Below are 13353 nucleotides of genomic sequence, written 5' to 3'. Positions count from 1 at the left end.
TTTTTTACCAGGAGTGGGATGCCTTGAACTTCTTGATCGCCGCATGCAATTCGGCCTGAATTTCGTCGTTGTAATCGCCCTTCTCGTCAATTTTCTTCAGCAGAGCTGCCGCATCGGATTTGAAGTAACTTTGCAAAGCATCCTCAAAATCGCGAATTTTCGAAACTTCGACGTCGTCCAGGTACCCTTCGTTCGCGGCAAACAGCGAAACAGCCATTTGACCGACGCTCAACGGCGAATACTGGTTCTGTTTCATCAATTCGGTCACGCGCTGACCGCGTTCGATCTGCTTGCGGGTGCTTTCGTCGAGATCGGATGCGAACTGCGCAAACGCCGCCAGTTCGCGGTATTGCGCGAGATCGAGACGAATGCCGCCGCCCTGTTTTTTGATGACCTTGGTTTGTGCGGCGCCACCGACGCGCGACACCGACAAACCGGCATTCACTGCCGGACGTATGCCTGAATTGAACAGGCTGGTTTCGAGGAAGATCTGACCGTCGGTGATGGAAATCACGTTGGTCGGAACGAAAGCGGAAACGTCGCCGGCCTGGGTTTCGATGATGGGCAGCGCGGTCAGCGATCCGGTTTTACCCTTCACCCTGCCGCCGGTCAGCTTTTCAACTTCTTCGGCATTGATTCTGGATGCGCGTTCCAGCAAACGGGAATGCAGGTAGAAAACGTCGCCCGGATAAGCTTCACGGCCCGGCGGGCGGCGCAGCAGCAGCGAAACCTGGCGGTATGCCCAGGCCTGTTTGGTCAAATCATCGTAAATTATCAGCGCGTCTTCACCGTTGTCACGGAAATATTCGCCCATGGAGCAGCCGGAATAGGGCGCAACGAACTGCAGCGCCGCCGACTCGGAAGCCGATGCCACCACCACGATGGTATGCGCCATTGCGCCGTGTTCTTCCAGTTTACGCACCACGTTGGCTACGGAAGACTGTTTCTGACCGATCGCCACGTAAATGCACTTAACGCCGGTCCCTTTCTGGTTGATGATGGTATCGATTGCAATCGCGCTTTTACCGGTCTGGCGGTCGCCGATAATCAATTCGCGCTGGCCACGACCAACCGGTATCATCGAATCGATCGCCTTGAGGCCGGTCTGCAGCGGCTGGCTGACGGACTGGCGCGAAATTACGCCGGGAGCGATCTTTTCGATCGGCGACTGCATAGTGGCATTCAGGCTTCCCTTGCCGTCTATCGGATTGCCGAGCGCATCGACCACGCGGCCGAGCAGCTCCGGACCCACCGGAACTTCGAGGATGCGGCCTGTGCACTTGACGCTGTCGCCCTCGGCCAAATGATTATAGGAGCCCAGGATGACCGCGCCTACGGAATCTCTTTCCAGGTTGAGCGCCATGCCGAAGGTGTTGCCGGGAAACTCCAGCATTTCACCTTGCATGACGTCGCTCAGACCATGGATGCGGACGATGCCGTCGGTCAGGCTGACTACGGTTCCTTCGGTGCGTGACTCAATTCCCTGATCGAAGTTTTCGATCTTGCTTTTGATGAGCTCGCTGATTTCTGATGGGTTTAATTGCATGATTCTTTACTCGCTCTAGTTGTAGAGTCTTTGGGCCAATCGCTGAATTTGTCCGCGCACGCTTGCATCGATCACACGGTCTCCCGCCCGGATCAAAACGCCTCCGATTAACGATTCGTCTACCGAAACGTTCAATCTTGGATTTTTACCGAGTGTTTCCCGTAGCGCCGCTTCTATCTTGTTACGCTCATCGTCTTCCAGTTCGTATGCCGAAAAGACCTCCACCGCGATGTAACCTTCTTCCTCGGCTCGGTAAGCTTCGAACAACTCGCTTATATTCTTGATGAGTTCGAGACGCCGGTTGTCGATCAGCATGCGCACGAAGTTTTTGCTCTCTTCATCCAGATGCCCTTGGCAGAGATCCAGCAGCGCCTGCGTGAATTTCTGTTTGTCAGCTCTCGGGTTCTTGGCCGCGCGCAAAATACGCTCATCCTGAAAAACCTGCGTCAAAAACGAAAGCGAATCGGACCACGCTGACGTCTTTCCGCTCTCCCGCGCTCGATCATAAGCCGCAACCGCATAAGGTCTGGCCAGAGTGGCTAGCTCGCTCATTGCGCTTGACCCAGCTGTCTGCTCAGACCGTCGATGATATCTTTATGACGTTTTTTATCGACTTCCTGCTTGAGGATTTGTTCGGTAGCCGATACCACCAACCCGGCCAACTGCTTGCTCAGCTGAACCTTGGCCTGCTGGATTTCACGGTCGATTTCCGAATGCGCCGCTGCGATGATGCGCTCGCCTTCCTGCTTGGCGGTTCCTTTCCGTTCTTCGACCAGTTCGGTTGCACGCTTCTGAGCCGCGCTGACGATTTCGGCAGCCTGATCCTTGGCTTCCTTGAGAACACCCGTCGCTTTCTTCGCGGCGAGCTCCATCTCGTGCTGACCTTTTTCCGCCGCTGCAAGACCATCGGCGATTTTCTTTTTGCGCTCCTCAAGGGCCTTGATCAAAGGCGGCCACACATACTTCATGGTGAACCACACCAGAAGCGCAAAGGTAATCATCTGCCCGATTAGGGTGGCATTAATACTCACGTCGCTATCCTCATTGCTTTAACACTGGAGAACGTTAACCGTTCCGGACGATTAACCTTTGACAGCCGACAAAAACGGGTTTGCAAAAGTAAAGAACAATGCAAGACCGACGCCGATCATGGTTACTGCGTCGAGCAGGCCTGCGACGATAAACATTTTAACCTGCAGCATCGGAACCAGTTCCGGCTGACGCGCCGCGCCTTCGAGAAACTTGCCGCCCAAAAGACCGAAACCGATTGCGGTTCCCAGTGCGCCCAGTCCCAGAATGATGCCTACGGCCACTGCGGTCAAACCTTGTACTTCTGCTATTGCTTCCACTTTTACCTCCAAAGATTTTAGATATGTTGTTGGATTGGTTTAAAACTGTCGACTAGTGATCTTCATGCGCCAGACTCAGGTATACGATAGTCAGCACCATGAATATGAACGCCTGCAGGGTGATGATCAGTATATGGAACACCGCCCAGGGGAAACTGAGCGCAGGCTGTACCCACCAGGGCAGCAGCGCAATCAGGATAAAGATCAATTCGCCTGCGTACATGTTGCCGAAAAGTCGCAGTCCGAGTGAAATCGGCTTGGCCAGTTCTTCGACCAGTTTAAGCAGCAGGTTGAACGGCATCAGCCAGGGTCCGAACGGCTGCAGCAGCATTTCCTTGGCGAAACCGATAGGCCCCTTGACCTTGATGCTGTAGAAAATGATCAGACAGAATACCGAAATCGACATCGCGAAGGTGGCGTTAAGATCGGTGCTCGGCACTACGCGCAGATAAGGTATACCCAGCATGCCGGCGATATCCGGCATCAAATCGACCGGCAGCAGATCCATGGCGTTCATTAAGAATACCCAGCAGAATATGCTGAGCGCCAAGGGCGCAATCAGCGGACTCTTGCCATGAAAACTGTCCTTGACCTGGGTATCGACAAACTCGACGATCATTTCAGCAAAATTCTGCAAACCTCCGGGGATCCCGCTGGTGGCTTTTTCAGCTGCTGCTTTAAACACCAGTATGAAAACGACACCCAGGAATGCCGAAAAAAACAGCGTATCCAAATGTATCGTCCAAAACCCATCGCCCGCAGAAAGGGTAGTCAAATGATGGATTATATAGCCGGTTGCGCCGCTTTCTGAAGCATGTTGTTCGGTTGCCATCTCATCTCACTTTGGAATACTGTTACTTGCGTAACAAAAGTGCAAACCAGGTCATCATCAGCACCAGCACAAAACTGGTGAAAAAGGACCACAAAATCATTTCACTATATCTGAACGCGGCGGTAAATAGCAATACCGTCAATACCAGCTTGGCTATTTCTCCGCGGTAAAAAGCAGCTATCACCTGGCGCGCGTTTTTACGGGGGTCATTCCTGCCAAACAGCGCTGCAAAAAGCAGGTTCGGAACAAATGCAACCGCTCCGCCGAGCAGAGCAGAAAATGCTGCCCGATATCCCGCCGCCATCGCTGCAACCAGCGCAATTGTCAGCATCAACGTCAATTGCAGCTGCAAAATTCGTCGTATTTCCGGATACACCTTTTCGGTTATCGCCGCAGCCATCGTTCAGGTCTGTGGATCATATGAACCAGCGGGGCGCATCATAACAACCACACGCGCGAAGATCAACGCTCTCTCCCAGGCCCTGCAGTTCCCTCATTCGCTAAACCGGCCGACAACGCCTTCCAGCTGATCCAGGCTGTCGTAGCTGATAACAAGCTTTCCAACCCCTTTTTTATTGTGCCTTATTTCCACCTTAACGCCCAGTGTTTGTGACAGATTTTTTTCAAGACTTGCTACGTCCGGATCTTTTTTTTCCGGTTCAACAACTTGTTTGCCTTCCAGGGTATAACGAACCAGCGCCTCCGTTTCTCTCACGTTCAGACCGCGGACCACAACTTTCTGCGCCACATCGATTTGTTGCGCGTCCGGCAAGGCTAAAATTGCCCGCGCATGCCCCATCTCTATGTCATTATTACGAACCAGTGTTTTTACATCAGCGTGCAGATCGTTCAAGCGCAGCAGGTTGGTTACCGTCGTTCTGGACTTGGCTACCGAATCGGCGATCTGCTGATGGGTAAGGGAAAACTCCTGATGCAGCCTGCGTAAAGCCTCGGCTTCTTCCAGCGGGTTCAAATCCTCGCGCTGCAGATTTTCTATAAGCGCTATCGCCAGGGCGGCCTGATCCGAAACTTCACGGATGATGGCCGGTACTTCGTGCAGGCCTGCAAGCTGCGCCGCGCGCCAGCGGCGTTCGCCGGCGAGGATTTCATAACGGTTTGTCTCGACCCTTCTGACCAGTATCGGCTGCATGATCCCTTGTGCGCCTATCGAGTCCGCCAGCTCCTGCAACCGCGCCGGATCGAAATCCTTGCGCGGCTGATAGCGCCCCGACTTTAAATGCTCTATGGGCAATGACTTCAATTTATCTTTCTCGGTGACGACATCGACCGGCGCGCCGCCCAGCAGCGCATCCAGTCCCCGTCCCAACCCGCTCTTTTTAACACTCATTATGTAATCGCTGTTTCTAATGTCGCTGTTCAGTTTATCAGACTATACGGAAATGGCATCACGGCAGCGCTCACTGTTCAGGTTGTGCGGCAGGACGATATTTCATTGTGTCGGTATCCCCGGGATATTCGCTTCGCGAGTTGCGCGTTACAGGTTCGATTTATCGCCGGCGCTTTGCATCCGGCGCGCTCTTTTCGAAAACAGCGGCTCCCGCCATACTATCCGGAAATCCCCCCAAACTGCGGACATGGATGAAAATCGGAAAACTCGTTCTCTTGATGCTTACTTTAACATGCCGCCCGCTTTTCGCGGGTCAACCCCTCAGCGTAGTCGGCAATGAATGGCCGCCGTATGTCGACGAACATTTTCCCGCGGCGGCTTATCGATCGACCTGGTCAGGCGGGTACTCGATCAGGCCGGCTGTTACTCGCTTTTTATACTGGAGAACGATACTTCGCGTGCTGTCGCCGGCACGCGCTTCGGCGTTTACGATATCATAAGCAATGTCCGGCCCACCGACGACCTCGCGCGCGATGCGGACTTTACCGATGCCGTCCTTTCAAACGAACCATGCTTCATCAAACGTAAACCATCGGGCATAACGTATGCGCTTCTGCGCGATTTGAACGGTTAAAAAGCAGGCGTTTTCGACAATATGCCGTCTCCCCTCGAGTTTATAGCCGTCAAGGAGGTGATCAAGGTCCCGTTGGCCAATATGTTGCCGACCTTGAATGCGCTGGCGGTCGGCCTGAATCTGGTGCTGGGCGATAAACGCGATATTAATTTATTGGCCAAATTCATGCCTAACGAAGCAAAAGCGTTGGAATTTCTGCCGCAATGCTTTCTGAAAATCGACTTGTTCGCCGGAATCAGCAAAACCAACCCTGATCATGCGAAATTCGTGCAGGATTTTAACCTGGCTCTGGCCCGTATGAAGCGGGACGGTAGTTACCAGACGATCATGGATAAGCATATCTCCGACTACTGAGTATCCGGAGCGGCACGGGATCCGCACTTGCGGTTTTAACAAGCGATTATTTGTCTAGTCCCGTGATAGACTTTGAACCCTGACACTTTGCAATCCTGCCACCGGTTTTGATATCGCAGCATGGCTTTATTTGGGAGGTTCCAGATTTATGCTGATTTCCAGCCAATTAGGGAACCGCTGATTAATAGCCAAAACCTGGGTTGCTGCGCCGGTGCGCAATTTTTTTGAGCCTAAATTTTCTATTTTGGCGCATTTTTTATGCGTTCCCTCTTAAAACCACCGGTTTTACCGGCATTTTCCGCCTTTCGGGCGGATTGAGGGCGCAATAATCCCTCATATCGACCCCATCAGCCGCTTTTGGCTCCGGTACAAATTACAAAGCCCGAACAAAATCTGTAGTTGATGCGTGTTCTTTTCCAATCCCCGATACCGCGTCTTGCGATAATGAAACAGGTTCTTGATCACATGGAACGGATGCTCGACACGCGAACGAATCTGCGCCTTCTTTTTTTCGATCTCGCGCACCGTTTCTTTCCATCGGCCTTCGGGCATCGCTTTTAGCTTGCCGCGCTTCATGGCGATCAACCACTCCACCGTTTTCCCGGTATTCTCTTCGCGCTTTTCAACGCCGATGTAACCGGCATCGGCTATGACCACTTGTTCCCGACCATGAAGCAACTCGCTGGTCATCACCACATCACTGACATGCGCCGACGTACCGACAACCGTATGAACCAGTCCCGATTCAGCATCCACACCAATATGCGCCTTCATCCCGAAATACCACTGATTTCCTTTCTTGGTCTGGTGCATTTCCGGATCGCGCTCGCCACTTTTGTTTTTGGTCGAGGGCGGCGCTGCGATCAACGTGGCATCCACGATCGTTCCTTCGCGCATGAGTAATCCTTTCGCTTCAAGAAGCGCATTAATGCGGCCCAGCATCACCGGCGCCAGCTTATGCTCTTCCAGCAGGTGGCGGAAGTTCAATAGCGTGGTAGCATCGGGAACACGCTCATGCGTCAGGTCAATTCCGGCAAAGCGGCTTAATAGGGGCATATCATAAAGCGCATCTTCTGTTCCTTCGTCGGAAAAGCCGTACCATTGCTGGATGAAATACAATCGCAACATCCTTTCGATCCCGATAGGCGGACGACCTCGTCCGGAAGCGGGATACACCGGCTGAATGAGCTCGACCAGTTCAGACCAGGGAACTACCTGATCCATCGCGTTCAAAAAAGTCTCGCGCCGCGTGGTACGCGATTTTTGCTGGAGAAGAACGTCAAGGAGGGTGGTCTGTTTCATCATACGCCGGAAACCGTTTCAGTATAATATATTGATTATTATACCATGGTTAATTTATATCCATAATAAATATATGGAATTAGGTGGCGATTAAATCAGCGTTTCCTTAGCGGATTCGAACCGCAGGTTTTCTTTCAGTTGCGAGACGCTGGATTCCGGCGCCTCGCTGGAAGTAGTCAGTTTCGAAGGCGAAGAAGCGTTGTCGGAACTCTATCGCTTCGATCTGTTGCTGGCTTCGTCCGACAGCGGTATCGACGAATACAAACTGGTCGGACAAACAGCCCGTTTTCGTTTGAACGACGGTACTGAAGGCTGTGCGGAAAGCTGCTATAGCGGCGTGATCGAAAGCTTCGAACAACTGCACAGGATAACAGGCTGGACTTTCTACAGAGCGAAACTGGTTCCGAGATTGTGGTTTCTTGCGCGATATTTTCTGAACGAAGTCTATACCGAACACAGTCCGCTGGAACTATTCGACAAGGTGATCAGCGACGCCGGGTTGACCCATGACGACTACGCGTTACGGATCGTCAATCAGGACAAGTTCCCGAAAGGGCGATTCATCTTTCAATTCCAGGAGCACTACCTCGATTTTTTATCGCGCTGGTGCGAGCGGCTCGGTATCTACTGGTGGTTTGAGGAACGTCAGGAAGCGGAAATCGTGGTTCTGGGCAATGACCGCAATTCGCACGATACGCCTGTGCTGCAGATGTTTTATCGCGAAACGGATGGACTCGCGGCACCCAGCCGGATATACAGTTTCAATATGAAACTGCAGTCTCTGCCCAGGCAAGTGACCGTCATGGATCATTTTTACAAAAAGTCCTCGCTGGAAATCAAGGGAATTGCGCCGGTCGATAAAAACGGCATCGGCGAAATCGTCAGTTACGACCTCCACATCAACACCAACGAGGCCGCCCAGGCTTTGGCGCGCATACGCGCAGAGGGTTTGATATGCCGCAGCCGCGAATTCACCGGCGAATCGGCAGCTACCGGCATGCGTTGCGGCTACTGGCTCGAACTGCGCGGGCATTACCGCAACAGCTTCAATCAACGCTACCTGCTGACGCGGATTTGCCATCGCGGTTCGCAGGCAGCGCTGTTGCTGGAAGGTTTGGGCGTTCCCGCATCGGAAGCCGCAACGGTCCAGGATTTTTACCAGGCATCATTCAACGCGATACCGGCCGATGTGCAGTTCCGTCCGGAAATCGTCCACCCATGGCCGAAAATCGAAGGCAACCTCACCGCCTACATTGATGCTCAAGGCTCCGGCGAATATGCCGAACTGAACGAACACGGCGAATACAAAGTGCAACTTCCTTACGACGTCACCCAGAAAGAACCTGAAAAAGCTTCGGCCTGGATGCGCATGGCGCGCCCGTATGCGGGAGAAGGCTACGGCATGAATTTTCCACTGCATAAAGGCACCGAGGTGATGCTGTCGTTCCATAAGGGCAACCCGGACGAACCGGTGATCATTGGCGCGCTGCATAACTCGCTGCATCCGGACGTCGTCTGTGACGAAAACCAAACGCAGTCGGTGATCCGGACGGCGGGGCAAAACAGCATCGAATTTAACGACGAGGAAGGGAAGCAAGGCATATATCTGTATTCGCCGACCTGCAATACCCGGGTCAGCCTGGGTGCTCCGCCATCTTCGGCGAAAGCCGTGGGGGCGGACAGCAGCGATTCGAGTTCGGATAGCCAGAGCGGAGCATCGGTATCAACCGACGGGCATATCACCATTAATGCCAAGGATTATAGTATAAACATCAATGGGTTTTACGAGGCCCTTTACGCTGGTAATTATGCTACCCAGTATTTAGGCTTTAGCACGACTGGTTACTATGGCGCTACCCTTCAGAATTATATCGGCGCCAGCGCAACGAATTATATCGGCGCCACCTCAACGAATAGCATTGGCGCTACTTCGGAGATATACATAGGCGCTTATTTGAGTTGGTCAATGGGACTTTCATGGGAAAAAGAAACCATTAAATTTAAGGATTGCGACCTCGAACTGAACACTACGATAGCCAAAGTTGAAAAAATTCAGTCCGGCATCGAATCTATCGGCACGTCGGTGGGAGAGGTGGGGTGTATGGTTACTGCCGTGAGTGCTAGAGTCGATACTGTGGCGGCCGAGGTTAAGGAGGTGGATGCTCACATGACAAATGTAGCGGCCGGCGTGACAACTATTGATATCCAGGTTCAGGAAGTTGCGGCCAGCATAAAGTCCATTGATGCTCAGGTCCACGAGATAGACGCCAGTGTGCTAAATACGGTTACCGAGATTTGGGAAGTGGCGGCCAGAGTAGAAGATATTGATGCCAAGGTAAGCTCCGTTTCCGCTGCTATGCAAACGGGGACCTACATTTTTATGTAGGGGTACTAATCTGCTCGCATATAACATTGGCGTTCAACGTCCCGATCCGTCAAACCGTTCCCTCGCCGCGACTTGCATTCTGCTGCACAAAGTCATCTCAAATCTGTTTCGTGCCAGTTTTTACATGAAAAAACCAGGGTATTTATCCATAATTCGCTCTTGCCTGTCTATCTATATTATTGCATTTTTTGCATTAAACGCCTATGCCGAAACATCAACCTCCTTCACTACGCTGGTAGAGTGGAACGATGCCGTCGATAAAATAGAAAAAAATGCCGCAAAGCCTGATGTGAACAGCGATCAACTGGATGCGATGCAGACGCAGCTTGCCACGTTGCGAACCCAGCTCCAGGAAACGCTCAATTCAAGCATACTCGATAAACAGGCGCTCGATGTTGTTATCGGGGCCTTTGGTCCGGAGCCTGCTACGGATTCGCCCCCGGAAGCCGAGCCCATTAAAGCCAAGCGTAAACAGATTTCCGACGACCTGATAGAAACGAACAACAAAATCAAGGGTGCGGAACTGGTTATAGCGCATATCGATCATGTTTTAGTCGGCATCGTTGCAGCTAAAAGCGCCAGATTTGCCGAAAAAATTCGCGTTCGCAACGAAAACCCGTTGTCTTCTGAGCTTTGGAATAAGGCCGCAAACGAGTTTATAGCCGGCTGGCGTCTTTCTCGCACCGGCTTGCAGGCGTTTCTAAGCAACCTGCGGATAAGCCATTTACCTGTGCTCGGTTACATGGGCGTCGTAGGAGCGTTGTTACTGGTTGTTTACATGCTGCGGTTACGTAAGCGCTTGAAGGCGCAGGCTGAACTGCAACAGGAAAAGCCCACACAGGAACAAAGGCTGCGCTTCGCACTTTATATGGGACTGATTAACTCTCTCGTCCCATCCACCGTAATTGGAGTTGTTTACGCCGCCTTGTACCATTACGGAATCCCAGATAATGCACAGGATCTGGCTCTTGCCGTAATACTATCGTTAATAATGCTTTTTCTTGTCGCTGCTTTCTGCACCACAGTACTGCTGCCGTTCAATCCACACTGGCGGTTGATAGGCGCTACCGGCCACGGCAGCCGGTCTTTAGGTATCGTTATTATTGTGATTACTTCTGTTTTTGCATTGGACAACATTATTAACGAGTTGCAGATATATTTTGCCGCTTCGGAAGAGTTGACAGTCGCTCATAAATTTATTTCCAGTATCTGCATTACAGCGACTTTACTGATTTCCCTGAGACAGCCTTTCTGGCAAACGACATCGAATTCCGCTACCCGGCCTTCGATACTCAAACCGCAAACGTGGGGCACACTTAGAGCAATCCTGTCGATTCTGGTGCTTGCCATCCCGCTTTCGGCGCTGGCCGGTTACGTCACATTGTCGCGGTTGCTGGCGACGCAGATCGTGCTGACGCTCGGGCTATTCATAGGCGGCGCGCTGATAAAAAGCATCATTGCCGAAATAATCCGCCATCAATTCAGCCTAACGCGCGAAAACGGTGAAAACCTGCGTTTCTGGATTACCGCTTTCGCCAACCTATTGTTGGGATTAATTGCGGTTTTTATGCTGTTGCTGATCTGGGGCGCCAGAAAACACGAAATCAGTGCCTGGCTGCATCAAACTTTTTTTTCGATCAGGATCGGCAACCTGACGCTTTCGCCTTCGAATATCCTGTTTGCGATCCTGCTGTTTATCGGATTGAGCCTGACTACCCGTTTGTTGCAGCGCTCGCTGGATAAGCATATATTCCCGCATACGCTTCTGGACATCGGCTTGCGCAACTCGATTCGATCCAGCGTCGGCTATATCGGCTTTGTACTGGCGGCGGTACTCGCGGCGTCCACTATCGGCCTGAATCTTTCCAATCTGGCGATGATAGTCGGCGCATTGTCGGTTGGCATCGGCTTCGGACTACAAAATATTATCAACAACTTCGTATCCGGCATTATTTTACTGGTGGAACGCCCGATCAAGGTCGGCGACTGGATCGTGGTAGGCGAACACCAGGGGCACGTCGCTAAAATCAATGTTCGAGCGACCGAACTGACCACATTCGAGCGCGCGTCGGTATTTATTCCGAATTCCAGCCTGATTTCTTCGGCGGTGATGAACCGCACCCATGCTGATCGCGACGGACGGATCATCCTGCCAGTCGGCATAGCGTACGATGCAGACGCCTGCCTGGTTAAATCACTGCTGCTCGATATCGCGGACAAACACCCCGCCGTAAAATACACACCTGCTCCGAACGTCATATTCCGCGGGTTCGGCAACGATGCGCTTCAACTCGAACTGTTCGTTTATATCGTGGACGTCGATAAACTGCTCTCGGTCACCAGCGATCTTTGTTTCAGCATCAATCAATCGTTACGTGAAAACAGGATCTCCATCCCGTTTCCGCAACGCGATGTGCATTTGAATTTCGAAGACCGCCAGCTCGATGCAATATTGCATTCGGTTGACACGCTCTGCGAGCGTAATGAAAAAAGCGGCTGGCGGAAAGCGTCAATCATGGGAAGGAGAAATCGCCCGGTCAGAAGCAGGGATAGCGAGAACTGACAAACTCGGATTTGAAAATCAAGCGTTGCCATGATATCAACCATGTCCAACATACTCTTCCTCGTTCGGCAGCGTTTTTTTACGGCGCAGGGGCAAAAAGCCGGTCAATATCTGTGCCGCTCCCCACTCCTGTAAAAAAGCAATGGCACCGGCGGGGCCAGCTTGCCATCAGCCAGTTCTTCCCGCCTGATTCAGTCGGTATACGCTTGTTCTGTACGTATGCTGCAGTGCTTAATTCTAAGTTATTTCCAACCCGCTCCAGCAGCTTCTGCTCTGTCGGTGAGGGAGTCGTTGATGTTTCTTGCATTTTTTAGGTTGTGCTAAATTCTGCTAAACGCATGAAATACAGCGTACTTTACCCGAATTGAAAGACAATGGACCACACCATGACGTAATGTTTTGCGTCTTTCGGTTTGCTACTTCACGTTATGCCTTCAAAACAAACTCAAGTGAATACAAGTAGGAACTATCGACCAAGGCACGGAATATGTGACAAAATATGAATTTTTACTGAATATCTTGGACGCGATTATCTGTGAGGCTCCCTTCTCCTTGAGTAAAAAATACCCGTTACCAAATCAATGTAGCGTGACCGAATTAGTTAATGCTCGATCCATAGCGTTTATCCATTTATAACTCAAAGTGAACTTCGGACTGTTGGACTTCGCTCGGAGAGAACACTTTATTTCTGATGGTTCATATGATGGCGGGATAGACGGATGCTATATTTGCAATGAAAGCAAGGCATTCTGTTTCTTGCAATAAAAATTCAAAGCCAACACCAATGATTTCTAAAATAAGGAAATTGAACTAAAAGAAATTTTAGTCATGGATGTAGATAGAGTTTTGAACGGCGAGTAATGTGATGAGCAAGGAAATAAGTATAGCGATAAGATATTGCAACTACAGAGGGAAGTGTTTTCAACTGAAAATATAGGACGATATTCATACCAAGTAATAATTATTGCCAACTTATTCAATGTAAAACAGAGCGACCTGTTTAAACTTTCCGGCGGATTTACCACAAAGGTTTTTGACT

General features: G+C 51.3%; 12 protein-coding genes. 4 read left to right on the top strand and 8 right to left on the bottom strand.

From position 1 onward, the window contains the following. Window positions 1-4 precede the first annotated feature (4 nt). The 7 genes from atpA to F6R98_RS19825 all read right to left on the bottom strand — a co-directional run bounded on the left by atpA (window position 5) and on the right by F6R98_RS19825 (window position 5075). Complete coding sequence (atpA, locus tag F6R98_RS19855; RefSeq protein WP_153250555.1) at window positions 5-1546, bottom strand: F0F1 ATP synthase subunit alpha; 1542 nt, start codon at window positions 1544-1546, stop codon at window positions 5-7. A gap of 15 nt (window positions 1547-1561) precedes the next feature. Beyond that, window positions 1562-2098, bottom strand: coding sequence for a F0F1 ATP synthase subunit delta (locus tag F6R98_RS19850; RefSeq protein WP_153250554.1), 537 nt, complete (start codon window positions 2096-2098; stop codon window positions 1562-1564). After that, the gene (locus F6R98_RS19845) at window positions 2095-2577 is read right to left on the bottom strand and encodes a F0F1 ATP synthase subunit B (protein ID WP_153250553.1); all 483 of its coding nucleotides are present in this window, start codon (window positions 2575-2577) and stop codon (window positions 2095-2097) included. Before F6R98_RS19845 ends, F6R98_RS19850 begins: the two co-directional genes overlap by 4 nt. Before the next feature lie 51 nt (window positions 2578-2628). Beyond that, complete coding sequence (gene atpE / locus F6R98_RS19840) at window positions 2629-2895, bottom strand: F0F1 ATP synthase subunit C (protein WP_153250552.1); 267 nt, start codon at window positions 2893-2895, stop codon at window positions 2629-2631. Between the two features lie 52 nt (window positions 2896-2947). After that, complete coding sequence (atpB, locus tag F6R98_RS19835) at window positions 2948-3727, bottom strand: F0F1 ATP synthase subunit A (RefSeq protein WP_153250551.1); 780 nt, start codon at window positions 3725-3727, stop codon at window positions 2948-2950. Between the two features lie 22 nt (window positions 3728-3749). Beyond that, window positions 3750-4127 (bottom strand): ATP synthase subunit I, encoded by a 378-nt coding sequence (locus tag F6R98_RS19830; RefSeq protein WP_153250550.1) that lies wholly within the window; start codon window positions 4125-4127, stop codon window positions 3750-3752. A gap of 93 nt (window positions 4128-4220) precedes the next feature. After that, window positions 4221-5075, bottom strand: a complete 855-nt coding sequence (locus tag F6R98_RS19825) for a ParB/RepB/Spo0J family partition protein (protein ID WP_153250549.1) — start codon at window positions 5073-5075, stop codon at window positions 4221-4223. A 340-nt stretch (window positions 5076-5415) separates the two neighbouring features. Between F6R98_RS19825 and F6R98_RS19820 the strand changes: the two genes are divergently transcribed. Together F6R98_RS19820 and F6R98_RS19815 are read left to right on the top strand one after the other, a co-directional pair. Beyond that, the gene (locus F6R98_RS19820; protein ID WP_153250548.1) at window positions 5416-5709 is read left to right on the top strand and encodes a hypothetical protein; all 294 of its coding nucleotides are present in this window, start codon (window positions 5416-5418) and stop codon (window positions 5707-5709) included. A 21-nt stretch (window positions 5710-5730) separates the two neighbouring features. After that, window positions 5731-6063 carry a type 2 periplasmic-binding domain-containing protein gene (locus F6R98_RS19815; protein WP_153250547.1) on the top strand — a complete coding sequence of 111 codons (333 nt, stop codon included), beginning with the start codon at window positions 5731-5733 and terminating at the stop codon, window positions 6061-6063. 333 nt (window positions 6064-6396) lie between these two features. Here the strand turns inward: F6R98_RS19815 and F6R98_RS19810 are convergent, their stop codons facing one another. After that, window positions 6397-7365: an IS5 family transposase gene (locus F6R98_RS19810; RefSeq protein WP_153250884.1), complete on the bottom strand. Its 969-nt coding sequence runs from the start codon at window positions 7363-7365 to the stop codon at window positions 6397-6399. A gap of 94 nt (window positions 7366-7459) precedes the next feature. Between F6R98_RS19810 and F6R98_RS19805 the strand changes: the two genes are divergently transcribed. Further along, window positions 7460-9751 carry a type VI secretion system Vgr family protein gene (locus F6R98_RS19805; protein WP_153250546.1) on the top strand — a complete coding sequence of 764 codons (2292 nt, stop codon included), beginning with the start codon at window positions 7460-7462 and terminating at the stop codon, window positions 9749-9751. 124 nt (window positions 9752-9875) lie between these two features. Beyond that, window positions 9876-12314, top strand: a complete 2439-nt coding sequence (locus tag F6R98_RS19800; protein ID WP_153250545.1) for a mechanosensitive ion channel family protein — start codon at window positions 9876-9878, stop codon at window positions 12312-12314. The last annotated feature ends 1039 nt before the right edge of the window (window positions 12315-13353 follow it).

It is taken from the genome of Candidatus Methylospira mobilis (assembly GCF_009498235.1).
In the GTDB taxonomy this organism is placed as follows: Bacteria; Pseudomonadota; Gammaproteobacteria; order Methylococcales; family Methylococcaceae; genus Methylospira; species Methylospira mobilis.
This window is presented reverse-complemented; position numbering and strand designations above follow the sequence as displayed.